Origin of the sequence: Actinocorallia herbida (genome assembly GCF_003751225.1) — a bacterium.
GTDB classification, from domain to species: domain Bacteria; phylum Actinomycetota; class Actinomycetes; order Streptosporangiales; family Streptosporangiaceae; genus Actinocorallia; species Actinocorallia herbida.
The window spans coordinates 3,817,092-3,840,430 of record NZ_RJKE01000001.1 but is presented as its reverse complement, the minus strand read 5'-3'; the positions used below and the strand labels follow the sequence as shown (position 1 = coordinate 3,840,430).

General features: G+C 72.5%; 19 protein-coding genes. 6 read left to right on the top strand and 13 right to left on the bottom strand.

The features are described from left to right. Window positions 1-6 precede the first annotated feature (6 nt). Complete coding sequence (locus tag EDD29_RS17835; RefSeq protein WP_123665490.1) at window positions 7-1,713, top strand: thiamine pyrophosphate-binding protein; 1,707 nt, start codon at window positions 7-9, stop codon at window positions 1,711-1,713. Between the two features lie 16 nt (window positions 1,714-1,729). Here the strand turns inward: EDD29_RS17835 and EDD29_RS17830 are convergent, their stop codons facing one another. Further along, window positions 1,730-2,209: a MarR family winged helix-turn-helix transcriptional regulator gene (locus EDD29_RS17830; RefSeq protein WP_123665489.1), complete on the bottom strand. Its 480-nt coding sequence runs from the start codon at window positions 2,207-2,209 to the stop codon at window positions 1,730-1,732. An 88-nt stretch (window positions 2,210-2,297) separates the two neighbouring features. Between EDD29_RS17830 and EDD29_RS17825 the strand changes: the two genes are divergently transcribed. Next, window positions 2,298-3,392, top strand: coding sequence for an epoxide hydrolase family protein (locus EDD29_RS17825; protein ID WP_123665488.1), 1,095 nt, complete (start codon window positions 2,298-2,300; stop codon window positions 3,390-3,392). Window positions 3,393-3,651: 259 nt separating this feature from the next. On the opposite strand, the gene EDD29_RS17820 is transcribed toward EDD29_RS17825, so the two are convergent. From EDD29_RS17820 to EDD29_RS17805, 4 genes are read right to left on the bottom strand one after another with little or no spacing between them, the layout of a single operon-like run. Next, window positions 3,652-6,264 (bottom strand): glycoside hydrolase family 78 protein, encoded by a 2,613-nt coding sequence (locus EDD29_RS17820; RefSeq protein WP_123665487.1) that lies wholly within the window; start codon window positions 6,262-6,264, stop codon window positions 3,652-3,654. A 31-nt stretch (window positions 6,265-6,295) separates the two neighbouring features. Beyond that, entirely contained in the window at window positions 6,296-7,123 is an 828-nt protein-coding gene (locus tag EDD29_RS17815) for a carbohydrate ABC transporter permease (RefSeq protein ID WP_123665486.1), read from the bottom strand. Next, window positions 7,120-8,055, bottom strand: coding sequence for a carbohydrate ABC transporter permease (locus EDD29_RS17810; RefSeq protein WP_211359769.1), 936 nt, complete (start codon window positions 8,053-8,055; stop codon window positions 7,120-7,122). The genes EDD29_RS17815 and EDD29_RS17810 overlap by 4 nt, the downstream gene beginning before the upstream one ends. Further along, window positions 8,049-9,353, bottom strand: a complete 1,305-nt coding sequence (locus EDD29_RS17805) for an ABC transporter substrate-binding protein (protein ID WP_123665485.1) — start codon at window positions 9,351-9,353, stop codon at window positions 8,049-8,051. Before EDD29_RS17805 ends, EDD29_RS17810 begins: the two co-directional genes overlap by 7 nt. A gap of 269 nt (window positions 9,354-9,622) precedes the next feature. Between EDD29_RS17805 and EDD29_RS17800 the strand changes: the two genes are divergently transcribed. Further along, window positions 9,623-10,657 carry a LacI family DNA-binding transcriptional regulator gene (locus tag EDD29_RS17800; RefSeq protein ID WP_123665484.1) on the top strand — a complete coding sequence of 345 codons (1,035 nt, stop codon included), beginning with the start codon at window positions 9,623-9,625 and terminating at the stop codon, window positions 10,655-10,657. A 23-nt stretch (window positions 10,658-10,680) separates the two neighbouring features. On the opposite strand, the gene EDD29_RS17795 is transcribed toward EDD29_RS17800, so the two are convergent. From EDD29_RS17795 to EDD29_RS17780, 4 genes are all read right to left on the bottom strand, one after another. Further along, the gene (locus EDD29_RS17795) at window positions 10,681-11,883 is read right to left on the bottom strand and encodes a cytochrome P450 (RefSeq protein ID WP_123665483.1); all 1,203 of its coding nucleotides are present in this window, start codon (window positions 11,881-11,883) and stop codon (window positions 10,681-10,683) included. Between the two features lie 22 nt (window positions 11,884-11,905). After that, on the bottom strand, window positions 11,906-12,880 hold the full coding sequence (locus EDD29_RS17790; RefSeq protein WP_123665482.1) for a PDR/VanB family oxidoreductase: 975 nt from the start codon (window positions 12,878-12,880) through the stop codon (window positions 11,906-11,908). 87 nt (window positions 12,881-12,967) lie between these two features. Further along, window positions 12,968-13,705 carry an IclR family transcriptional regulator gene (locus tag EDD29_RS17785; RefSeq protein WP_246052832.1) on the bottom strand — a complete coding sequence of 246 codons (738 nt, stop codon included), beginning with the start codon at window positions 13,703-13,705 and terminating at the stop codon, window positions 12,968-12,970. Between the two features lie 117 nt (window positions 13,706-13,822). Next, window positions 13,823-14,413 (bottom strand): hypothetical protein, encoded by a 591-nt coding sequence (locus EDD29_RS17780; protein WP_123665481.1) that lies wholly within the window; start codon window positions 14,411-14,413, stop codon window positions 13,823-13,825. A gap of 126 nt (window positions 14,414-14,539) precedes the next feature. On the opposite strand from EDD29_RS17780, the gene EDD29_RS17775 reads away from it, so the two are divergent. After that, the gene (locus tag EDD29_RS17775; protein ID WP_148085995.1) at window positions 14,540-15,130 is read left to right on the top strand and encodes a hypothetical protein; all 591 of its coding nucleotides are present in this window, start codon (window positions 14,540-14,542) and stop codon (window positions 15,128-15,130) included. Between the two features lie 11 nt (window positions 15,131-15,141). On the opposite strand, the gene EDD29_RS17770 is transcribed toward EDD29_RS17775, so the two are convergent. Both EDD29_RS17770 and EDD29_RS17765 read right to left on the bottom strand, forming a co-directional pair. After that, entirely contained in the window at window positions 15,142-15,732 is a 591-nt protein-coding gene (locus EDD29_RS17770; RefSeq protein ID WP_123665479.1) for a hypothetical protein, read from the bottom strand. Between the two features lie 130 nt (window positions 15,733-15,862). Then, a complete protein-coding gene (locus EDD29_RS17765; protein WP_123665478.1) occupies window positions 15,863-16,744 on the bottom strand; it encodes an NAD-dependent epimerase/dehydratase family protein in 882 nt (293 codons plus the stop codon). 131 nt (window positions 16,745-16,875) lie between these two features. Here EDD29_RS17765 and EDD29_RS17760 point away from each other — a divergent pair, with 131 nt between their 5' ends. Together EDD29_RS17760 and EDD29_RS17755 are read left to right on the top strand one after the other, a co-directional pair. Further along, window positions 16,876-17,775, top strand: coding sequence for a LysR family transcriptional regulator (locus EDD29_RS17760; RefSeq protein ID WP_123665477.1), 900 nt, complete (start codon window positions 16,876-16,878; stop codon window positions 17,773-17,775). 335 nt (window positions 17,776-18,110) lie between these two features. Then, window positions 18,111-19,079 carry a hypothetical protein gene (locus EDD29_RS17755; protein WP_148085994.1) on the top strand — a complete coding sequence of 323 codons (969 nt, stop codon included), beginning with the start codon at window positions 18,111-18,113 and terminating at the stop codon, window positions 19,077-19,079. Window positions 19,080-19,082: 3 nt separating this feature from the next. On the opposite strand, the gene EDD29_RS17750 is transcribed toward EDD29_RS17755, so the two are convergent. Continuing rightward, window positions 19,083-19,493, bottom strand: coding sequence for a hypothetical protein (locus tag EDD29_RS17750; RefSeq protein WP_123665475.1), 411 nt, complete (start codon window positions 19,491-19,493; stop codon window positions 19,083-19,085). A 67-nt stretch (window positions 19,494-19,560) separates the two neighbouring features. Next, on the bottom strand, window positions 19,561-23,298 hold the full coding sequence (locus EDD29_RS17745) for a CHAT domain-containing protein (RefSeq protein WP_123665474.1): 3,738 nt from the start codon (window positions 23,296-23,298) through the stop codon (window positions 19,561-19,563). Window positions 23,299-23,339: the final 41 nt, after the last annotated feature.

Genomic DNA, 23,339 nt, shown 5'->3' with positions numbered 1-23,339 from the left:
CGACCGATGAAGGTCTATGAGGCCATCGTCCAGGGGCTGGAGGAGGCCGGGGTCCGGGCCGCGTTCGGCGGCGCCGGGGAGAACGCCGCCGGCCTGATGCTCGCGCTGAAGCACTCCGAGCTGATCCGGCCCATCATCACCCGGCACGAGCAGGCCGCGTCGTTCATGGCCTGCGGCTACGCGATGTACACGAACCGGCTCGGCTTCTGCTTCGCCACGGCGGGGCCCGGTGCGTTCAACCTGTTCTCCGGACTCGCGGTAGCCATGTCCGACTCTTATCCGGTGCTGGCCGTCTCGGGCTACGCGATGCGGAAATGGCAGGGCTGGGGCTCGCTCAACGAGACGTCGGGGCTGAACCGGACACCGGACTCGCAGGCCATGTTCGCCGCGACGACCAAGCGGTCCTACCTGCTCGGCGACCCGGCCCACACCTGCGACGTCCTGGAGGAGGCGATCAACCTCGCCTTCGAGGGACGGCCCGGACCCGTGCACATCCATGTGCCCGAGGATCTGACCGAGCGCGGAGTCGACGTCGAGACCCGGCCGATCCACGTCGACGTCGCGCCGGTCCTGCCCGATCCGTCACGGGTCGAGGAGATCGCCGTGGTGCTCGCCGGCGCGCTCGAACAGGGACGGCGCGTGGTGGTGCTCGCCGGGTTCGGCGCGATCCGCAGCGGGGCGGGGCCGGAGATCAAGCATCTGATCGAGCGGTTCCAGCTCCCGCTGCTGACCACGCTCGACGGCAAGGGCATCGTGTCCGAGGGACATCCGCTCGCGATCGGCGTCTTCGCCGACAGCGGGCACGCCAGCGCCTGGAAGGCGTTCCGCGAGGCCGACGTGGTCCTGTGCGTCGGGAACGCGCTCAACCAGCACGCCACGTTCAACTACCGCGACGGCCTCTTCAACGGCAAGGTCCTCATCCACGTCAACATCGCCGAGGGCGAGTTCCGCAAGGCCTACCCGCCCGACTTCGCACTGCTGTCCGACGCCCGCGCCGGGGTCGCCGCGATCACCGAGGCGCTGGAGGGCAAGGTCGGCCGGGTCCCGCCCGTCGAGGTCGACGGGCGGGACTACGAGGCTCGGCACATCGTCCATCTGACCGGGAAGATCCATCCCGGGGAACTCGCCCAGGCGATCGGCCGGATGCTGCCGGACCGCGCGGTGCTCCTCGCCGACGCGGGCGCGCACCTGGCGTGGCTCGGCTACTACGTCGAGCTCGAGGAGGGCCAGAACTTCCGCAAGGCCGGGTCGTTCGGGCCGATGGCCGGGCACGTCAACGGCGCGATCGGCCTGAAGGTCGCGCACCCGGACCGGACCGTCGTCGTGGGCTGCGGCGACGGCTGCTACTCGCTCTCGGGGTTCGAGCTGATGACCGCCGTCGAACACGACATCCCCGTCATCTGGGTGATCTTCAACGACGGCGAGTTCAAACTGATCAAGCTCTACCAGATCGCCACCTACCTGGAGACCGCCCTGGTCGAGTTCGACAACCCGGACTTCGCCGCCTACGCCCGCGCCTGCGGCGCCGACGGCCACCGCGTCGAGACCCTCGACGAGTTCGAGGACGCCTTCGGCAAGGCCCTGGCCTCCGGCAGGCCCACCGTCATCGACGCCAGGATCACCCGCTGGGCCGTCCCGCACTACAGCCCGTCCCCCGAAGGCGTCATCCCCGGCCTGGTCGAGACCCTGGAGAACCGCCTGCGCGGCGACTGACCCGGGCCGGTCGCGGCTACTTCGCCCGGGGAGGCTCCGGGGTACGGGCCTGGGCGTGGTGGTCGTTGACGCGGGTCAGCAGACGGACGAACTCTTCGCGTTCGGCGGGCGAGAGCGGGGCGACCAGGTCGTCCTGGATCCGGGCCAGGACTCCGTCGAGTTCGGTGAGGCGCCGACGGCCTTCCGGGGTGAGGGTGATGACGTTCCGCCTGCGGTCGGCGGGATCCGGGGCACGCTCGATGAGGCTCTTGCCGGCGAGTTCGTTGAGCGCCGCGACGACGTCGCTGCGGTCGATGCCCGTGCGGCGGCCCAGCTCGGCCTGGCTGGCGGGGCCGTGCTCGGCGAGCCCGGCCAGCAGCCGGTAGTGGGAGCTCCGGAGGTCGGCGGCGCCGAACCCCTCGGTCAGCAGGCGGTGGCTGTGCGCGGCGGCCTGGTTGATCAGCCAGCTCGGCGCGTTCTTGAGGCGCGTGAGCGGCGTCGGGTCACCCGTCATCATGCCCGTCAGCCTACCGACTTGTTGGTGGTGCCCACGATCCCCTATTGTTGGTGGTGCCAACGTTGGCAATACCAATGAAAGGTCCACCATGATCGAGCCGTTCCGCATCGCCGTCCCCCAGGCCGACCTCGACGACCTCGCCGACCGCCTCTCCCGCACCCGCTGGCCCAACGAGGTCGCCGACGCCGGGTGGGACTACGGCTTCCCGCTCGCCCGGCTCAAGGAACTCGCCGAATACTGGCGCACCGGCTACGACTGGCGCGCGCACGAGGCCGAGCTCAACGAGCTGCCGCACTTCACCACCGAGATCGAGGGGCAGCACATCCACTTCGTGCACGTCCGGTCCGCGAACCCGGACGCGCTCGCGCTGATCCTCACCCACGGCTGGCCCGGCTCGTTCCTCGAGTTCCTCGACGTGATCGAGCCGCTGTCCCGCGACTTCCACCTGGTGATCCCGTCGATCCCGGGCTACGGCTTCTCCGGGCCGACCCACGAGGGAGGCTGGGACGTCGTCCGGATCGCACGCGCATGGGCCGAGCTCATGCGCCGGCTGGGCTACCCCCGCTACGGCGCGCAGGGCGGAGACTTCGGCGCGGGCATCTCCACGGCCCTCGGCGCGGTGGCTCCCGAGCGGGTCGTCGGCGTGCACGTCAACTACCTGCCGACCCGCCCCGACCCGGACGCCGGCCTCGTGTTCTCCGCGACCGACGAAGCCCGGCTGGACAAGATCCGGCACCTGATGGCGAACCGCCCTCCCTTCCAGGCCCTCCAGGCCCTCACCCCCCAGACCATCGGCTATGCCCTGACCGACTCCCCCGTCGGCCAGCTCGCCTGGATCGCCGAGCGCTTCGCCCACTGGACCGACCCCGGCTCCCGGATCAGCGACGACCGCATGCTCACCGACATCTCCCTCTACTGGCTCACCGCCACCGCCGCCTCCTCGGCCCGCCTCCACCACGACACCCCGCGCCGCATCGACCCCTGCCCCGTCCCCCTGGGCGTCGCCGTCTTCGCCCACGACATCACCCAGTCCGTCCGCCCCCTCGCCGAACGCCTCTACCCCATCACCCACTGGTCCGAATTCGACCGCGGCGGCCACTTCGCCGCCATGGAGGTCCCCGACCTCCTCGCCACCGACATCCGTACCTTCTTCCTCCCCCTGGGACCATCAGCCTCCCTTTGACCTCCCGCAGGCCCGGCCCCGGCCAGTCCGGGGTGAACCCTCCGTTCGATCCATGGGCCCATCGACGAGACCGATTCCCCGAATGGTGCGGACCGCGCGCTCGGGCCCGGGGCTTTCAGGGTCAGGCGAGCGGGGTGGGGTCGAGGGCGTAGGACACGTGGTGTCCGGGGAGACCCCGGCGCGCTCGGGGACGTGCGTGGGGTGCGCGTCGGAGCGGCCGGGGGCTGCGGGCGTCATCGCGGTGTTCCTGAGGGGGCGGTCAGACGGGGAGTGACTCGGCGAGCGGGATCTGCGCCGTGTGGGTGTGGGTGCCGGGGGGGACCTCGAAGGGGGCGCGGCCGGGGAGGTCGATCTCGGCGGAGGTGCCGGGCGGGACGGTCGCGGTGACCGTCAGGGTCTCGCCTTCGATCGTCCAGCCGACCGCGGCCCTGCCGTAGGGGGTGTCGTGCTCGGCGGACGCGTGGGTGAGGCCGCCGCCCGGACGCGGGGCTATCCGGAGGCGGCGGTAGCCGGGGGCGGCCGGGGCGAGGCCCGCGACCGTCCGGTGAAGGAAGTCCGCGACGGCGCCGAGGGCGTAGTGGTTGAAGGACGTCATGTCGCCGGGGTTGACCGAGCCGTCCGGGAGCATGCTGTCCCAGCGTTCCCAGATCGTGGTGGCGCCCATCGTCACCGGGTAGAGCCAGGACGGGCAGTCCCGCTGGAGGAGCAGCCGGTAGGCGTCGTCGACCGAGCCCGTGGAGGCGAGCGCGTCGCAGATGAGCGGGGTGCCGACGAAGCCGGTCGAGATGAGATGGCCCTCGTAGGCGACGAGTTCGGCGAGGCGGCGGCCCGCCCGCGCGCGCTCCTCGCCCGCCTCGAACATCCCCGTGTGCAGCGCGAGCGCGTATCCCGTCTGGGTGTCGGCGGCGAGCCTGCCGGTCGGGGTGACGAACTCGGCGCGGAAGGCCGCGCGGATCTCGTCGGCCAGGGTGCCGTAGCGGACGGCGTCCTGGTCGTACCCGAGCAGCGAGGCGGTCTCCGCGAGGACCCGTGTGCTCCACGCGTGGTAGGCCGACGCGACGAGGACCTGGTCCGTGCGCGCCTTCTCCGGCCGGTCGGACGGCGCGGTGGGGTCGAGCCAGTCGCCGAATTGGAACTCCTCGCGCCACAGCCGGTCGGCGTCGGCACGGGAGGCGACCTGGTCGACCCACGCCTTCATGCTCGGGTACTGCGCCGCGAGCAGCCCGGCGTCGCCCGACCGCTGGTACAGCGTCCACGGGACGAGGACCGCGGCGTCGCCCCACGCGGCGGCGGGCGAAGTCGGGAAGAGGAGGTCGATCCATGGCACATAGTGCGGGACCGTGCCCAGTTCCGCCTGCTCGGCCGCGAGGTCGGCCAGCCAGGACGCGAGCGGCCCCGTGCAGTCGTACAGGAACGCCGCGGTCGGGGCGAAGACCTGGATGTCGCCGGTCCAGCCGAGCCGCTCGTCGCGCTGCGGGCAGTCGGTGGGCAGGTCCACGAAGTTGCCGCGCATGCTCCACACGACGTTCTCGTGCAGCCGGTTCAGCAGCGGGTCGGACGAGGTGAACCAGCCGGTCCGCCGCAGGTCGGTGTGGCAGACGACGGCTTCGACGGCGTTCGCGGCGAGGTCGCCGGGCCAGTCGATGATCTCGGCGTAGCGGAAGCCGTGCAGGGTGAAGCGCGGCTCCCACTCCTCGACTCCCCCGCCGCGCAGCGTGTAGGTGTCCACCGAGTAGGCGCTGCGCAGAGGGCGCAGCGACAGCGACCCGTCCTTCTCCAGGACCTCCGCGTGCCGCAGCGTCACGGTGTGCCCGGCCGGACCCTGGACGCGGATGCGCAGACGCCCCGACAGGTTCTGCCCGAAGTCCAGGATCGTCTCCCCCGACGGCCCGGTCAGCACCGCCTGGGGAAGCAGGGTCTCGACCCGCCGGACGGGCGGACCGGTCGGCGCGACGAGCAGGGAGGGATCGTGGTCGAGCGCGTCGGCGGCCTGCCACCCGGTGTCGTCGAAACCGGGGGCGGACCAGCCTTCCGGGAGGAGCCGGGCGTCGTACTCCTCCCCCTCGTACTGGCTCGCGGCGAGCACCGGCCCGGCCGCGCAGCGCCACAGGCCGTCGGTGGTGATCCGGTCGCTGGTGCCGTCGGCGTAATGCACCTCCAACTGGGCGATCAGCGCGGTCCGATCGCCGTAGAGATCGGTCTTGCCGCCTTCGAATCCGATCCGTCCCCGGTACCACCCGTCGGCGAGCATCGCGCCGATCGCGTTGTCCCCCCGCGCCAGCAACGCGGTGACGTCATGGGTCCGGTAGCGCAGCCGGTGGGAGTAGCTGGTCCAGCCCGGCGCGAGCACCTCGTCGCCCACGGGCCGCCCGTTGATCTCCAGGTCGAACGTGCCGTGCGCGGTGACGTACAGACGCGCGGACACGACCTCGCCCGTGACGCCGAACTCCCGGCGCAGCAGCAGCGCGGGGCCGTCGTTCCGGCCGAGCAGCTCGCGCGGCGGCGCGGCGGCACGGGCCCGCCACTCCACCGGCTCGAGCAGCCCGGCCTCGACGAACGCGTACTCGCTCCACGGGGTCGCCGACCCGTCGGTCCCGTGCGCCCGGACGCGGACGCCGCGCCGCTCTCTCGACGCGAGGGCGGCGAAGGGCCAGTCCACCAGGACCGACGCGGCGGACTCCACGAGCCCGGAGGCGCCGGCCACCCGGCCGACGCCGTCGCAGGCTTCGAGTTCGTAGCCCCGCTGCCGCCAGCCGGGCGCGGTGCCCGACACGGTCCAGGAGAGGCGCGGCGCGGCTTCGCCGATGCCGAGGGGTGCGCGGTGGTGCTCGAACGTCACGGGCGTGACGGTCGGGACGATGGGGTCGGACACGGGGAGAAGAGCTCCTTGCTTAAGGCTGGGATCAGCCCTTGACCGCGCCGGCGGTCATGCCGGCGACGATCTTGCGGTTGAAGAAGATGAAGGTCAGCAGCGGCGGGATCGTGATGAGCACGATGTCCATGAACAGCAGGTTCCACTGGGTGCTGTACTGGCTCTGGAAGCTGTACAGCGTGGTCTGCACGGTCGGGTGGTCGTCCCCGGGCAGGAAGTACAGCGGGTTGACGAAGTCGTTGAAGATCGCCACCGAGGTGGTGAGCGCCACGGTGATCGCGACGGGCCGCAGCAGCGGGAAGACGACCTTGAAGAACAGCTTCCAGCCGGTGCAGCCGTCCATCATCGCCGCCTCGTCCAGCTCGCGGGGGATGCCCGCGACGAACGCGCGGAACAGCAGCACCGCGAAGGACAGGTTGAAGGCGATCTCGACGAGGATCAGCCCGGGGACCGTCTTGAACAGCCCCATGCCCTGGAGCAGCCAGATCGTCGGCACGATCGCGGGCGGGATGATCAGCCCGCTCAGCACCAGGACGTTGGCGATCGCGGCGACCCGGCCAGGACGGCGCTGGATGACGTATCCGGCCATCGCGGCGAAGACCACGATGAACCCGACCGCGACGACCGTGACGAGGATGCTGTTCACGTAGGCGCGCAGCAGGATGTAGTCGCGCGCCTCGATCACCTCGCGGAAGTTCGCCACGATCGGCCAGCTCGTCGGCCAGGAGAAGTCGAGGTCCGCGGACTGCGGCCCGTCCTTGACGGCCGTCAGCAGCATGAAGGAGAACGGGATCAGGAAGACCACGCCCGCCAGGACGAGCGCGGCGCTCTCCCCGGCCAGCCTGCGAAGGGTCCTCATGCGGCGACCTCCTTCTTGCCCAGGTACCACGACAGCGGGAGGATCAACGCCGTCACCAGCACGAACAGCACGACGTTGCCCGCGGTGGACAGGCCGTAGAAGCCCGCCTGGTACTGCTTGTAGATGATCGAGGCGATGACGTCGCTGCTGAAGCCGGGGCCGCCGCGCGTCATCGTCCAGATCAGGTCGAACGAGCGCAGGCCGCCGATCAGCGACAGCAGCACGACCGAGTAGGTCGCGGGCCAGCTCAGCGGGAACGTGACGTGGCGGAACCGCTGCCAGGCGCCGCCGCCGTCGACCGCGACGGCCTCGTAGTAGGTCTGCGGGATCGACAGGATGCCCGCGATGTAGATGACGGTGGCCAGGCCGACGCCCTTCCAAACGTCCACCAGCGCGACGGACAGCAGCGCGGTCTGCGCGCTGCCGAGCCAGTCGGTGCCCGAGACGCCGACGAGCGCGAGCGCCTTGTCGACCAGGCCGGTGTCCGGGCGCAGCAGGACGCTGAACGTGATGCCGACGGCGACCGTGCTGACCAGGACGGGGAAGAACACGACCGAGCGCAGGAAGCCCGTCGTCCGCAGCCTGCTCGTGAGCATGACGCCCAGCAGGAGGCCGAACACGACCTTGAGGAGGCTGGTGACGACCGCGTAGACCAGCGTGTTCTGGAGACTGATCCGCAGGCTTTGCTCCGCGAAGAAGTCCTTGTAGTTCTGCAGCCCGACGAACTGGCTCTCGAAGAGCGTCCAGCGGGTCAGCGAGAAGTAGAACGCCATCGCGGTCGGGACCAGGAAGATCACGAGGTAGACGACGCCCGCGGGCAGGTACAGCGAGTAGGGCTGGGCCGCTCCCGTGCGCCGCCGCGCGGATCGGGAGGGGCCGGGCCCCGCGCTCTTCGCGCGGGGCCCGGCCGACGGCCGGTCGTCGACTACCACCCGGCGAGTCCCAGCTGCTCGGCCTGCTTCTCCACGTCCTTGTCGTACTGTCCCGCGCCTTCGGCGGGCGGGGTGAGCCCGCTGCCGACGGCGACGGTGATCTGCTCGAGGGACGGGCCCTTGACCGGGGACAGGTACTCCAGCGCGGGCGCGGTGAGGCCCGCGTCGATGTAGCCCTGGATGTCCTTGACGGCCTGCATCGCGTCATCGGGCAGCTTCGCGCCCTTGACCCGGTACGGGCCGGTGGGAGCGGAGATGTCCTTGATCGCGTCGATGCCCGCGGGCGAGGCGACGAAGGCCATGAACTTCTTGGCCTCGGCGAGGTGCTCGGTGTCCTTGGCGGCGTAGACCGCGGCGGGCTCCCAGATCGTCGCGCCGGCCTTGGCCGGGTCGGTACCGGGGACGCCGAAGAAGCCGAGGTCGGTGGCGGCCTCGGGGTTGTCCTTCAGCAGTGGCGGAAGGGTGAAGGTCAGCATGGGGAAGTGCGCGCCCTCACCCGACAGGAGCAGCTTCATGCCCTGGTCGACGGTGGCCGAGCCGAAGCCCTTGTTCTGGTAGCCCTTGGCGTTGACCTCGTTGAGGTGCGCGAACCCGGTGAGCGCCGCCGGGGTCGTCGCGAACTTCGCCTTGTTGGCCGTGTAGTCCTGGGCGAACGTCGGAGCGGCGTTCTGGACGTTGTAGAAGTCGGCGAGGACGAGGAGCTGGGAGCTCCAGGAGTCCTTGAAGGTCGAGATGACGGCGGTCTTGCCGGCCGCCTTGATCTTGTCGTTGTTCGCGGTGAACTCGGCCCAGGTCTTCGGCACCTGGAGGCCCAGCTCCGCGTAGACCTTGCGGTTGTACAGGATGCCGCCGCCGGTGCCCGAGCCGATCGGAACGCCGTAGACCTTGGCGTCCTGGGAGACGACCGGGAGGAAGCCCTCCTCGACGTCCTTGAGCACGGGGTCGCCGGTCAGGTCCGCGATGGACTGGGCGGGGTTCAGCGCCTGGAGCAGTGAGCCGGACGGGTACCAGAACACGTCCGACATGTCGCCGGTCGACAGCCGGGTCTTCACGACGTTGTCGCCTTCGGTGCCCTGGGGACGGGTCTCGACCTCGACCTTGACGTCGGTGCTCGTCGCGTTGAACGCGTCGGCGACGGCGTTCGCCTGGGCCAGCGTGGTCTCGCTGTTGTCCACGAGGAACGACAGCTCGACGGTGCCGTCGGCGGAGTCGCCGCCGGAACCGCAGGCCGTCAGCGCCGTGAGGGCGACGCCGAAGGCCGCCACCGCGCCGCCGAGGCGGCGATGGGAGATCTTCATGGTTGTGCTCCAGAGGGGGTGTGTAGACGAAGGGTGGCCCCCGACCCGTCGTTAACGTAGGCGTCACACACGGGCCAGTCAAGCGTTGTTTTGGATAACGTTTTACACTCTGCGAACCACCTTGTAGTGCTATCTACCTCGAATATCCCTGGTATCAGGGTCGGTGATGGGGAACGTTACCCACTCCGGTCGGCCGGTGCCGCGGGTTCCCGTTAAACTCTGGCCGGGCCCTCCGGAGGCGGGGACCCGCGCTCAGTGGAAGGTGGTCCATGACCCAGCCCGGACGTCCGCGCAGGTCGACGATCGCCGACGTCGCGCAGCACGCCGGGGTCTCCACCACGGCGGTCTCCAAGGTGCTCCGCAACGCCTACGGCGTCAGCCCGGCCATGCGCGAGAAGGTCACCGCCTCGATCAAGGAGCTCGGCTACCGCCCGCACGCCGCGGCCCGCGCCATGCGCGGCCGGACCTTCACCATCGGCGTGCTCTTCCCCGACCTGCGCAACCCGTTCTTCCCCGACATCCTCGACGGAATCGACGCGCAGATCGCCGGGACCGAGTACCAGGTGATCATCGTGCGCGGCGGCGCCTCGGCCAAGACCGAGAGCAGCGCGATCGACGCGCTCGTGGACCGCCAGGTCGACGGCCTCCTGATGGTCGCGCCGCTGAACACCAGGAAGCGGCTGGAGGAGGTCGCCCGGATCCTCCCCACGGTCGTCCTCGGCCCGCATGACAAGTCGGCCGCCTACGACTCGGTCGCCGATGACGACGCGGCGGGCGTCGAACTCGTCATGGAGCACCTGATCGGGCTCGGGCACCGGCGCATCGCGCACATCGCGCACGGCGACATCGGCCTGGCCCGGGTGAGCACGTCGCTCCAGACCATCCGCGCCGAGACCTACAAGCGGGTCATGCGCGACCACGGCCTCGCCGACGAGATCGCCATCGCCACCACCTCCTACACCGAGACCGGCGGGTACGACGGCGCCCGCGAGCTGCTGGCCCGGGACGCCAGGCCCACCGCGATCTTCGCCGGCGCCGACCTCGCCGCGTTCGGCACGCTGGCCGCGGTGCACGAGGCGGGCCTGTCCGTGCCCGGCGACATCTCGGTCGCCGGATACGACAACACCCGCATGGCGGGCCTCGCGCACGTCTCCCTGACCAGCGTCGACCAGGACGGCGTCACCCTGGGCAGGACCGTCGGGCGGCTCCTGCTGGAGCGCATCGAAGGCCGCACCACCCCGGTGCGGTTCTTCATCTCGCCCTCCCTCGTCGCCCGGCTCTCCACCGGCCCTGCCCCCTCCTGACGCCGGTCTCCCGCACCGGGCGGTCAGGCCGGGTGCAGGCGCAGGGGGATCGACTCCCATGACCGCAGGGTGTTGTTGAGGTGGCGGCGCGGCGGCGCGGTCGGCTCGATGCGCGCGACGCGGGCGGCGAGGGCCGTGAGCAGGGCTTCGGCCTCCAGCCTGGCGACATGCTGGCCGACGCACTGGTGCAGGCCCATGCCGAAGCCGACGTGCGCCGACGGGTCGCGGGACAGGTCGAAGACGTCCGGGTCGGTCCACCGGCGCGGGTCGCGGTTGGCCGCGCCGAGGAACATCAGGATCTTCCGGCCCTCGGGGATCACCGCGCCGCCGATCTCGACGTCGCGGGTGGCGGTCCGGAAGAAGGTCTGGACGGGCGACTCCCAGCGCACCGCCTCGTCGAAGGCGACCCGGGCCAGGCCGGGGTCCGCGCGCAGCCTGTCCCACTGCTCGGGATGGGTCGCCAAGGCGTGCAGGACGGCGCCGAGCCCGTGGACCGTGGTGTCGACCCCTGCGGTGAGCAGGGAGCGGACGATGAGCGGGGCCTGTGCGCGGGTGATGTCGCCGCGGTCCGCGGCCGCCCAGATCCGGGCGCCGAATCCGTCCGGCGCGAGCATGTCGCGAGCGCATTGGGCGCCCACCCAGGCCGACAGTTCCGCCACCCGTGCCTCGCCCTTGGCGACGAGATCGTTGTGCGGGCCGAAGGCGTTGAACGCGTGGTCGCCGTAAGGCAGCAGGTTCTCTCTGCCTTCTCGGCGTAGCCCTACGGCGTCGGGGAACACGCGCAACGGGAACGCCTGGGTCAGCGCGGGCACCGCGTCGCAGGACGGCCCGGCCATCACCTCGTCGACCAGCGCCTCGGCGGCGGCGAACCAGTCTTCGCGCAGGGCGCGCAGCGCGCGCGGGTTGAGGATCTTCGCCAGGACGGCCCGGGGCGCGTCGTGGCCGGGCGGGTCGGCCTCCAGCAGGAGGCTCGGCGGCCGCCACGGCTCCTCCTCGCGAAAGTTGGCGAGGCCGACGCCCGCGCCGGACTCGAACGACTGCCAGTCCGTCAGGGCGGCGTGGACGTGCGCGTAGCGGGCCAGCCCGTAGACGCCGTAGCGGCTCAGCCGGACGACGGGCCCGGCTTCGCGCAGCGCCTCCTGGAGTGGGAGCGGGTTCGCCAGGTCGGTCGAGGAGAAGGGATCGGCATCGAGTTCCGGGATGCGTGGACTCTCAGTGATCGTCATGAACTGTCCTTCGGGGGTGGGGTCAGAGGTCCAGGACGAGGCGGGCGCTCGCGGCCCGGGAGACGCAGACGAGCATGCAGTCGCCCGCCGCGCGGTCCGCGTCGTCGAGCAGGGCGTCGCGGTGGTCGGGCACGCCGTCGAGCACCGTGGTCTCGCAGGTGCCGCACAGGCCCTGCCCGCACGAGGACAGCACGCTCACGCCGGCCGCGCCGAGGGCGTCGAGCAGGGTCTCGCTCGGGGCGACGGTGAGGGTGCGGCCGGATCGGCGCAGCTCGACCTGGAAGGCGTCGTCGACCGTCCCGTCGGCGCGGGCCGCGGCGACGAACCGTTCGAGCCGCAGCCGTCCGGGCGGCAGGTCGGCGCAGCGGGCGGCGACGGCGTCGAGCAGCCCGGCGGGGCCGCAGCAGTAGATCCTCGCGTCGCCGGGCAGCCCGGTCAGGGCGGCGGCGAGGTCGAGAGGGCCGTGCTCGTCGTGCGGGACTATCGTCGCCTTGGCGCCGTAGGCCGCGAGCTCGTCGAGGAAGGCCATGGACGAGCGGGTCCTGCCGCCGTAGCGCAGCGTCCAGGGGACGCCCTGGCGTTCGGCCTGGTCGATCATCGGCAGCAGCGGGGTGATCCCGATGCCGCCCGCGATGAACGCGTACCGGCCCGCGGGGACGAGCCGGAAGCCGTTGCGGGGACCGCCGAGGCCGACCCGGTCTCCCTCGGCGAGATCGTCGTGCACGAACGCCGAGCCGCCCCGTCCGGCGGGCTCGCGCAGAACGGCGATCCGGTAGGCGTGCGCGTCCCAGCGGTCGCCGCACAGCGAGTACTGCCGGGTCGTGCCGTTCGGCAGGACGAGATCCACATGGGCGCCGGGAGACCAGTCGGGCAGCCTGCCACCGTCGGCGCGGCGCAGGGTCAGCGCCACGACGCCGTCGGCCGCCCGCTCCTTGCGCGCCACGTGCAGATCGAGCGGGGCCGCGCCCGGCCGGCTCGCCCTGGGATCACTCACCATGGGTGCTCCTCGTTTCCTCGGTGGATTACGAGGATCGTGACGGGCGCCACATCACCGCCAGCGACTACCCGTTCAATGGATGCCCACTTAGCGCGGGGCCGGTCGGCCCGACCTGCTCAGCGCGCGGCCGAGCGCCAGCCCCGCGAGCTGGAGCGGCCGGTGCAGGCCCCACGCGGCGCCGTCGTTCGGCACGACGAGTCCGAGCGCGGCCACCACCTGACCGCCCCGCCGCACCCCGACGGCGAGGCCGGTCGCCTCGGGACGGATGTGCCCCTGGCAGAAGGCGAACCCCCGGCGATGGATCTCCGCCAGCTCCGCACGCAGCTGCCGGCCGTCGACGATCGTCTGCGCGGTGAACGCCGGCAGCGGCCCGGCGATGATCTTCTCCCGGAGCTCGGCGGGCGCGTGCGCCAGCAGGACCAGCCCGGATGACGACGCGTGCAGCGGCAGCCGCCCGCCCACATGGGTGATGTTCACGACCGCGTCCGGCGCCGACAGGCGCTCGACGAACAGCGCCTCCCGACCGTCCAGCACCGCGAGCTGCGTCGAATGCCCGATCACCGACTGAAGGTCCCCCATGTACTGAAGGGCCGTCTCACGCAGCAGCTGCATCGGCGACGCCCGCTCCGCCAGCTCCCACATCCGGTTCCCGATCCGGACCCGCCGGTCCTCGCCCCGCGCGAGCAGCCCGTGCTCGGTCATCTCCTTGACCAGCCGCGCCGCCGTCGCCTGCGGCAACCCCGCCCGCCGGCTGATCTCGCTGACGCTCAGCACCGGATCCTCCGGCCCGAACGCGTCGAAGATCCGCACCACCCGCGTGAGCAACGACTCCCCACTCGATGACCTGGCCACTCGCCGCCCCTCCCTGCGCGATGGCGACGACCTTACCCATTGAATGGAGGAGCCCTGGCCCGTCAGCGGCATCACCCGCCCGCGAGGTCGTCAGCTCAGGGCGGAGGGGAGGATGAAGGGGCCCACGACCGAGCCTATGGCGCCGATCGTCCACCGGTCGGTGAGGCTGTATCGGGCATTGATGCCGAATCGGTCGTCCCGGCGTCCGCTGCCGGGGTCGGTGCGGGTGAGGAGCCAGATGTTCGCGCCGTCGGCGGACAGGAGGTAGAGGTCGGTCACACCGTCGGCGTGCTCGGCGCAGCGGATCTCGAAGAGGCCCGCCCGCGTCACCGGCGCCTTCTCCAGATCGACGGACTCGCAGCCGGGGACGACGACGGACTCCTCGGCGACGCGCTCCAGCGCTCCCCGGGAGAGGAAGAACCTGAGATCGAGCAGGACCCCTTGGTCGGCCACCGTGACGATGGCCGCCGTGACCAGCAGGGAGGCCGCCGAGAGGATCGCGAACCTCGCGTCCAGGGTCCGCATCAACGCCCTGCGCAGCCCGTGCAGAAGCCAGAGGATGAAGATCAGCGCCAACGCGCAGAACACGACTGCCTCGACCGGGTCCGGAAGGCCGTCGAAGGCCGCGGAGCTGAGCAGGACCAGCACGAGGCAGCCCGCCAAGATGGCGATCGTCTTCATTTCCGCCCTTGGATCGGCAGCACAAGATCAACGCGCTCTACATACTCGCACCCAATCGCTCGGTTTCCGCCCGGACCATCCCTAAAGGGTCGCCAGAGAGATTCCGGGCGGCGTAGGGTCGCGGGGGTGATGTGGCGGATGGTCGGGGCCGTGCTCGTCGTCGTGCTGGGCGCGGGCGGGTGCGGGTCGGTCACCATGGACGAGGAGACCGTCGCGCGGCTCACGGAGCAGGGGGTCGATCCCGACCTGATCTTCCTGGTCGAAGTGCCGGGGTTCGACGCGGCCGAGCAGTCTATGGGACCCGTCGGCGATGACGGGTTCGGCATGTCGTACACCTCGGAATCCCGCCCGGGGGCGATCGCCCATCTCCGTGCCGAGAAGACCGCTTTCGATGACGCGCGGTGCACGGCGATCCCCATCTCCGACGCGGACCCCGCCGTGCCCGTCGAGTGCGCGTCCGAGGCGACGGGCTGGTACCGCACGAGCGGTGGATTCCACGAGTACGTGCTGCCGCTCGACCCGGGCGGGCACCTCCGGTTGAGCGCTCCGGTGGACGCGCTCAGCGCCGCCGACCTGCGGGCCTCCCTCCTCGCCGCCGAGTCCCTGGCCGGAGTCACCATCCTGACCACCCCGCGGCCCGTCCCGTCGATCACCCGGGGCGACCTCCCGTCGGTGGGCGACGGCGCGCCGGACAACTCGGTCGGCGAGGGCGGCTGACCGCGCCGAGGTCAGCGCCGGACGGCGGCCAGGGCGCGGTCCAGGTGGGCGACGGAGAGGTCGTCGGGAGTCGTCGGCACCACCCGGGCGTCGCCGGAGAGCAGGGCCGCGGTCGCCGCTCGGATCTCGGCGAGGTGGCCGTCCCAGGGGTCGGCCACGAGGCGGTACCAGGCGGCCCCGTCGTCATGGCCCGGCCCGTCCGCGCCGCACCCGTAGACGAAGATCATCGCCTCGCCGCTGCGCTCGGTCAGCAGATCGACCCGCAGCGCGGGCCACTCGCGCGGCTCCCCCTCCCGTCCGTACCAGTGCAGGGCGAGGCCATCGCGCAGCACCGCGGTGAACCCGAAGGTGGTGCGGCCGGGGGTGCCGGACGGGTCGGAGACACGCGTGACGTCCGGGTGCCGCCCGGCCGTCGCGTACGCCGCCTGCAACGCGGCCCCGGCCGGCCGTGTCCGGTACCGCGCCTCGCAGGTGTCGGCCACCGCGTCGAACCTCCAGCCGAGGTCCGACGCGGCGGCCGCGCTCTCGTCGGCGCCCCCGTCCACGTGCCGCAGCGCCGAAGGCAGGAACAACCCATTCCCGTACTGGAAGAAGACCACCATGCTCGGACGCTACGGGCTCCTTCGCCGGACAAGGGTGCCGACCGGCACGATTCCCGGCCCGAAAGGACCGGTGTCCCGCCTTGGTCCCGGGTACGTGAACTCCCGCGGCGCCCGGCTCGGAGCACCGTCGTCAGGACGGGTCGTAGGCGCCCGCGGCGATCACGTCGAGGAGCGACGGCCGGGTGGGCTTCCAGGGGAGTTCGGTGCGTGCCCTCTCGCCGGTGGCCTGCTGGTCGAGGAGGAGGGCCTCGCCGAAGGCGCCCAGGCGGGCCAGCGTGTCGGAGGCGTCCTCCGGGGTGACGCGGCCGTCGAGTCCGCGGCGCAGCGCGGCGGCCTCGCCGATCTCGCGGATCGTGGGGTTCTGGCCGCTCACGCCCAGGTAGCGCGCGCCGGGCCGCCCGTGCTCGAGGACGGCGACGTACAACTCGGCGAGGTCGTCGACATGGATCGTGGTCCAGTGCTGGGCGCCCGAACCGAGCAGGACCAGTGCCGCCGGCTCACCCGCCGTCCGGGCGGACATCACGACGCCCGGCAGGCCCTTCCCGTGACCGTAGACGACGCCCGGCTCGACCAGCAGGGAGCGGATGCCGGACGCGTTCAGGACGCGCGTGTCGAGCGCCTCCCGCCAGGCGACGAGACCGGGCGCGACGACCGGGGAGTCCTCGGTCAGGTCCGCGCCCGATCCGTGCACCCAGACTCCCCCGGTGCGCACGAACGTCGCGCCGGGGCGCAGTCCGGCGAGGACCGCGTCGGCGAACGCGCTTTCGACCGCCGCGCTCGTCGCGTCGCCGGGCGAGGCGGTCGTGATGACGGCGTCGGCCTCCGCGGCCAGCCGGCGGACCGCCTCGCCGTCGCGCAGGTCGCCGACGAAGGGCGTGACGGCGTCGCGCCGCACGGCCGCCGCCCTGTCCCCGTCGCGGACGAGTGCCGTGACGGAGTGCCCGGCCGCGACCAGCGCGGACAGCACGCCGGAGCCGATGAAGCCGGTCGCGCCGGTCAGAAAGACGTTCATGAGTGCTCTGCTCCTGTACGGAAGGGACGAATGGTGCCACGACAAGAGTGGCCGCCCAGCGCGTTCGAGGGAAACGAACACCTTCGATCCCGTTGATCGCCCTGGGCGATGATCCGGGTTACGCTGCGGGGATGGAACAGCGCCAGCTCGAGTTCTTCGTCGCGGTGGCCGAGGAGCTCAACTTCACCCGGGCCGCGCAGCGCACGCACGCGGTGCAGTCGACGGTCTCGGCGAGCATCCGCGCGCTGGAGCGGTCGCTCGGCACGCCGCTGTTCGAGCGCAGCACCGCGCGGGTGGCGCTCACTGAGGCCGGGAGGACACTGCTGCCGGAGGCGCGCCGCGCCCTCGACGCACTCGACCAGGCCCGTGCTTCGGTGGACTCCCTGCGCTCGGGCGTCACCGGCAGCCTGCACGTGGGCACGCTCTCCGGGCTCACCGCGGTCGACCTCCGCGCGCTGGTCCGCGACTTCCGGGAACGCCACCCACGGGTGCGCCTCACCCTGAGCGTCGACACCGCGGGCACCCATGGGCTCCTGGAACGGCTGCGGGCGCAGACCCTCGACGTCGCCTTCGTCGGCCTCCAGACCACGCAGGTCCCGGGCATCGACCTGCACCCCATCGCCACGTTCCAGCCCCGCCTGCTCGTCTCCGCCGACCACCCGCTCGCCGGCCGCGCGCACGCGACCCCGGCCGAGGTCGCCGATGAGCCGTTCGTCGACCTGCCCCAGGGCTTCTGCAACCGCGACAGGTCCGACGCCGACTTCCGCCGCGCCGGCATCACCCGCACCGTCGCCGTCGAGGTGAGCGACCTGACCACGATCCCGTCCTTCGTCGAGTCCGGCATCGGCGTCGCCCTGGTCCCCCCGCTCCCCGCCGAAGCCGCCGCTCAGGTCGTCCCCATCCCCCTCGACCCGCCCGCCACCCCCTGGACCCTCTCCACCGCCCATCTCTCCACCGCGCCCCCCACCCGGGCCCTCGACTCCTTCCGCACCCTCATCGACCACCACATCACCTCCCGAGACCACTACTGACCCCGGTCCACGGCATGCCTCCCGCGGCTTTCCCGGCACCGCCGAGCCGCCGGACCGACGGGCCGACGAGGTCCCCGTGCTCCGGCCGTGCGGGCGTCGCCCTCGCCGTCGTCGGTCGGCCCCGGCAGCGGCGTTCGCCGTTCGGGGGCGGGTGAGGAAGCGTTCGGCGTCGACGCGGAGGGCGGGAGGTGTTGCGCGGAACGGGTCGGGTGGAGTTCGGTGGGGATCTGGATCGGATTCGGCGGGGATGGGTGGGCGAGCGTGGTTCGCTGCGATGATGCGGGCATGCTGTCGTTTCGGCGGAGCGGAGTGGGGCGGTGAAGGTGGGCGGGCTGTTGCCCGGGGCCTCGGCGATCCTCACGGGGCGGCTCCTCACGGTGTCGGCGCTGCCGACCGTCGCGTGCCTGTTCTTCGTGCTGACGCTGGTGTGGGCCGGAGCACCTGGGGCGCTGCGGTTCAAGGAGGCGTGGGAGACCGTCGCCGGGCTGGGCCCCGGCGAGGTGTTCGTGGTCTTCCTGGGCGCGTTGCTGGTGGCGCTGGTCGGCCATCCGCTGCAACTGCCGCTGGTGCGGCTGTTCGAGGGGTACTGGCCCGAGCGGGCGGCCCGGCTGGAGGGGCTCGGCCGGGCCAGGCAGCGGCGGCTGCGCGGGCCGGTCGTGGACCTCGCCGCGGTGCCGGACGACGCGGCGGCGGTACGGGCGGCCGGGCAGGCGTGGTTCGAGCAGCGGCGCAGGTTCCCCGACGACGGCCTGCTTCGGCCCACCCGGCTCGGCAACGTGCTCGCCGCGATGGACTCCAGGGCCGGGCAGCGGTACGGGCTGGACGCCGTGGTGGTGTGGCCGCGCATCTTCCCGCTGGCGTCGGACCGGGTGCGGGCCGTCGTCATGGACCGGCGCGACCAGCTCGACGGCTCCGTCCGGTGGTCGGCGGCTCTGCTGCTCACCTCGGTGGTGGCCGCCGGGCTGCTCTGGGACTCCGGATGGTGGCGGGCGCTGGCCCTGGTCCCGCTGGCGGGTGCGCGGCTGGCGTATCTCGCCGCGGTCCACGCCGCGCTGGCCTACGCCGAGAGCGTGGACACCGTGTTCGACCTGCACCGCTTCGACCTTCTCGCCGCTATGCACCTTCCCCTGCCCGACGACCATCGGGCGGAGGTCGTCGCGAACCGGAGGCTGTCGGCGTTCTGGCTGAACGTCCCGGTGCTCCAGGACGGCTACCTGCATACCGAACCCGGGCTCCCCCTCGTCGCGCCGGCGCCGCAGCAGCCGTCCGCGCCTCCGTCCGGCGGTGCGCCGGCCGGGGAATGACGGTCACGCCACGAGCGTCATCGGACCGTGGGAGGCGTCCTGCGGGCACCCGGGCAGGTCCGGGCTCTGGAGGGCGAGCAGCACCCGTCCGCCCGCGCAGCCGTCCCGGTCGCAGCGGAGCCGCACCGGCGTGAACCGGAGGGGCGGGCCGGGCAGCGCGGCGTGGTCTCCGTCGCCGATGGCGCGGAGCCCGGATTCCGCCAGGGCGCCGAGCCTGCGGCGGGTGACGACGCCGATGGTCGTCCCGGCGTCCTGGAGCACGACGTGGTCGAACTCCGCGTCTCGCGCGTACAGGGCGGCCAGGGCCTCGGCGAGATCCGCGCCGTCGGGACCGGCCGAGACGTCGAGCACCGCCGCGCCCTCCGCGGTCCCTTCGGGGTCGACCAGGATCAGATACTCGTCGGGTTCCGGCACCGGCCGTCCTTCCGTCGTCCTTCCGCCATTCTGTCCTCCTCACGGGCGATGCGGAGGAAAAGGGATCTCACGGTCCGACGTGGATGAAGGGCGCCCATCGGCCGGGCCGCAAAGGATCTTGATCCCTAGCACGCCGTACGGCTTCGTGGAGCGCGTACGCGGCTCTCTCCGCGGCGAGGCCCGACGTGTTCCTCAAGCGGGCATAGACGTCCTCGGTGATGCCGGACCCGACGCCGTCATAGACCGACCAGAGGGTGCCGACGACGTGCCGGAAACCCGCGTGCTGGAGCGCCGCGGTGAGATGGATCGCCTCGTCGGGCACGGCCGAGCTCGCCGTGGCGGTCCTGCAGGCGGAGAGGAAGACGAACTCGCCCGGCGTCGCGGAAGTCGCGCCGAGGGCGCCGGTGGTGAGCGTGCCGTCGTGCAGGACGAGCCCACTGCGGGACGGGGACGCGAGGTCGAAGGCGCCATGGCAGCTGAAGTGCAGCCAGGTGTGCTCCGGGATCCGGGCCGTCGTCGCGGCGAGGGTCGCGGCGGGCCCTTCGAGCACGGTGAGCGCGTCCGGTGGGACGAGTCCGGTGAGGGTCGCCCGCTCCGCGTGCACGCCGGGGAGCGCCGGTCGGCCGGGCGTCTGCGGAAGGGCGACGAGCAGCACCCGGGGCGCGGGCCGTCCGGCGGGCGGGGCCGCGGCCCTGGCGTCCGCCAGCGTGCGCAGGGTCGAGATGGAGGAGGAGACGGCGCGGTCCAGGACGCTGCGGCCCGCGGTGCGGTGGTGGCCCGCGGCATGGACGGGCAGGAGCGTGAAGAACCCGGTGGGGCACCACCAGAGTCGGGGCGGGGTTTCGGCGGCGGAGGGCTCCGGCCAGTCCAGGGCGGTGAGGACCGGCTGGGCGACGTCGTCCCACAGCCAGGCCAGGGTCCTGGCGATCGTCCGCTCGACCCGGACGACGTCGGCGAGGCCCCGGTTTCCGGTCTCGAAGGCGAAGAGGGCGGCGACGTACTCGTTCGCTCTTTCCACGAGCGTCTCGATCGACAAAGACGGCAGCGGGACCACCCGCGGTCCCGCCGTGGTGAGGACGATGGCGTCGCATCTGATCGGGCTGGCGTTGAGGAACACGATGGGGCCCTCGTCGGCGAGGCCGGTCAGGTCGGGCGGGGCCGGAGGGCCGGGGAAGGCGCCGAATCCGGGGATCCGGCGAACCCGCGCGACGAGCCGGTCCCAGTCGCGGGCCGCGGCCATGCGCCGGACGGAGCGGGCCGCATCGTGCCCGCCCGGGCTCTCGGGATCCCGGTCGAGAGCCCGGCGGGCGACGGACAGCTCCTCGGCGAGGAGGGGGTCGACCGCACGGAGGCCGTCCAGTTCTGAGCGCGTCTCCAGCACCTGGGACCACAGCACACCGCGGCCGCGTTCCAGCAGCGCCACCGCGCGTTCCGGCTGCCCGCACTGCACCGCCGCCGAGGCCGCGTGGCTGGCGAGCAGCCGCCAATGGGACAGCGCGTTCTCCGCGCTGGCGGCTTCGAGGCCGCGCCAGCCCACCAGGGGAAGCAGGTCGATCGCCGCTTCGAAGGCGTCGGTGGCGGCGGCCCAGTCCGCCAGGCGGCCCGACACCCGGGCCCAGGCGACGGCGGACCTGATGCGCGCCTGCGCGGGCCCTTCCTCCTGGGCCACGGCCCGCCGCCAGGCGGAGACGGCCTCCCGCGCCGTCGCCGGGTCGCCCGTCCGCTTCCACTCGCGCTCCAGCCCCAGGCCCAGGTTGAACTGGTGCATGCCCCATGCCGGGGAGTCCTCGGGGCTCAGCGCGACCGCCCGTCGCTGGACGACCAGGGAATCGCGGAGGTCGGCGAGGCGACCGTGCAGGTCGAACCGGGTCTGGAGGGCGGTGGCGAGGTGGTCGAAGGCCCTGGCCCGGGTCGGGTCGTCGGCGGATGGCCGGGGAGTGGTGGTGGCCTCCCGGCACACGCGCACCGCCTCGTCGAGGTCGGCGGGATCCCCGGCCGCCTCGAACCGCTTGATGAGGCTGTCGCCCAGGACCGACAGGAAGAGGCTGATCCCGTGGTCGCCCGGCTGGGCGGCGGCCACGGCCGCCTGCCCGAACCCGACCGCGGCATCGATGTCGGACGCGGCGCCGGTCAGCTCGAACCGGAGCCGGAGGTTGACGCCCTGGCTGGACAGGACCGACGCGTCGGGGTCCGCGCCCTCGGGCGTCCCGGCGATGACGCCGGACTCCAGTTCGATCGCCTCGGCGAGGTCGGGGATCTGGAGGAGGACGTCGTAGCGGGTGCTGAGCCTGGTGGCCAGATTGTGCGTCTCCACCGGCAGGGAGGCGGCGGCGCAGAGGGTGCGGACCTCCCGGCCGTGGTCGATCGCCCGGTCGAGGTCGGAGAGGTCGCCGAAGAGTTCGAACCGGGAGGTGCGCACTCCTCCGAGCGCGGCGAGCAGCAGCGCCCGGTTAGCGGGGGACTCCCCCGCGTCGTTCAGGGCCCGGGTCAGGAGGTCGACCGCCTCGTCGGCGAAGGCCCGGTCGAACCGGGCGGCGGCCTGTTCGCCGAGGACGAGCGCGAAAGACGTCAGGTGGTCGGTGGGGTCGGCGCCCTCTCGGGTGGCGGCGTCGAGGCTCGCGCGCACGGTCGCGGCGGAGTAGTCGAGGTCGGCCGGATCGCCGAAGTCCGCGTAGCGCTGCCGCAGGCAGTTGAACAGGGACCGCTGCACGGTGACCCGCCGTTCGGGGCCGGGCGGGTGCTTCCGCAGGGCCGCCCGAGCCACCTCGACGGCCGAGTCGAGGTCGGCCCGGTGCCTGCCGAGGCGGTAGCGCTCGAGGAGCACGTCGGACAGGTCCGACGACGCCCATCCCGCCGCGACCGGAGCACCGCCCTCCGTCTCGGCGACGGACTCCTCGGCGATCCGTACCGCGTCCTCGATGTCCTGGTCGTCAGGGCCGAGGTGGGCCCTGGCCGCCAGGTTCGACGCGAGCGTCGACCGGCGCAGGTACCGGTTGAAGTGGCCCGCCGGGCAGATGGCCAGGGCCTGCCGCCCGAGGTCGATGGCCTCGTCCAGGTCCGTCCGCTCTCCGGTGAACCCGTACCGGACGGTCACCGCGGTCGACAGGTCGTAGAGGACCGGGACCTGTACTTCGAGGCTGCCCGGCGCCGCCGCGCTCAGCCGGCGGAGCACCTCGATCTTGCGGTCCACCGCGGCGAGATCGTCGAGCCCGGCGGCCTCGACCGCCTCCCTCTCGGCCATCAGCTCCGCGATCGCGGTGGACCCGGCGGGCGCCGCCGCGGCCGCCCCGGCGATCCGCCGGAGCCGCAGCCCGGCCAAGGCCGAAAGGGCGATCCACACCGCGAGGGCGCCGCCCGCGACCCAGGCCAGGCCCCCCAGGAACGACCACCGGGCCTCCGCGGGCATCCCGACCCCGATGAGCAGCAGCGCGGACGCCTCCGCCAGGAGCCGTGCCCGCCTCCACCGCCGTGGCCGCCGGGAGAGGAGGCGGCGCTCCTCATCGGAGAGGAAGGGCGGCGGGACTCCGCTCGGCGTCCGCGCCACCACGTCTGCGGCGCCGACCATCACCAGGACCACGACCGCGAGATGGACGCCCGCCGCCGTGCCCGCGCCCGTTACGCCCACGTCGTCCCAGCCGTCGCTCAGATATCCGAAGCAGGACACGGCACCGGTGAGGAAGACCGCGCTCGGGCCCGCCAAGAGCACCCGCGCTGCGCGAGGCGCTCCGGCCGGCCGGTGGACGGCGAGGAAGACCGCGAGAAGGAACCCGAAGATCAGCGGGATCGCCCAGCCCGGGACCGTCACCGCACCAGCATCGGTTTCCCGCGAGACGCCTGTCAAGAGAC

Coding starts and splice junctions, on each gene's coding strand:
- EDD29_RS17765 (WP_123665478.1), bottom strand. CDS start 16,744: ATGAACGTCTTTCTGACCGGCGCGACCGGCTTCATCGGCTCCGGCGTG.
- EDD29_RS17815 (WP_123665486.1), bottom strand. CDS start 7,123: ATGAGGACCCTTCGCAGGCTGGCCGGGGAGAGCGCCGCGCTCGTCCTG.
- EDD29_RS17795 (WP_123665483.1), bottom strand. CDS start 11,883: ATGACGATCACTGAGAGTCCACGCATCCCGGAACTCGATGCCGATCCC.
- EDD29_RS17825 (WP_123665488.1), top strand. CDS start 2,298: ATGATCGAGCCGTTCCGCATCGCCGTCCCCCAGGCCGACCTCGACGAC.
- EDD29_RS17760 (WP_123665477.1), top strand. CDS start 16,876: ATGGAACAGCGCCAGCTCGAGTTCTTCGTCGCGGTGGCCGAGGAGCTC.
- EDD29_RS17830 (WP_123665489.1), bottom strand. CDS start 2,209: ATGATGACGGGTGACCCGACGCCGCTCACGCGCCTCAAGAACGCGCCG.
- EDD29_RS17800 (WP_123665484.1), top strand. CDS start 9,623: ATGACCCAGCCCGGACGTCCGCGCAGGTCGACGATCGCCGACGTCGCG.
- EDD29_RS17835 (WP_123665490.1), top strand. CDS start 7: ATGAAGGTCTATGAGGCCATCGTCCAGGGGCTGGAGGAGGCCGGGGTC.
- EDD29_RS17790 (WP_123665482.1), bottom strand. CDS start 12,880: ATGGTGAGTGATCCCAGGGCGAGCCGGCCGGGCGCGGCCCCGCTCGAT.
- EDD29_RS17805 (WP_123665485.1), bottom strand. CDS start 9,353: ATGAAGATCTCCCATCGCCGCCTCGGCGGCGCGGTGGCGGCCTTCGGC.
- EDD29_RS17770 (WP_123665479.1), bottom strand. CDS start 15,732: ATGGTGGTCTTCTTCCAGTACGGGAATGGGTTGTTCCTGCCTTCGGCG.
- EDD29_RS17780 (WP_123665481.1), bottom strand. CDS start 14,413: ATGAAGACGATCGCCATCTTGGCGGGCTGCCTCGTGCTGGTCCTGCTC.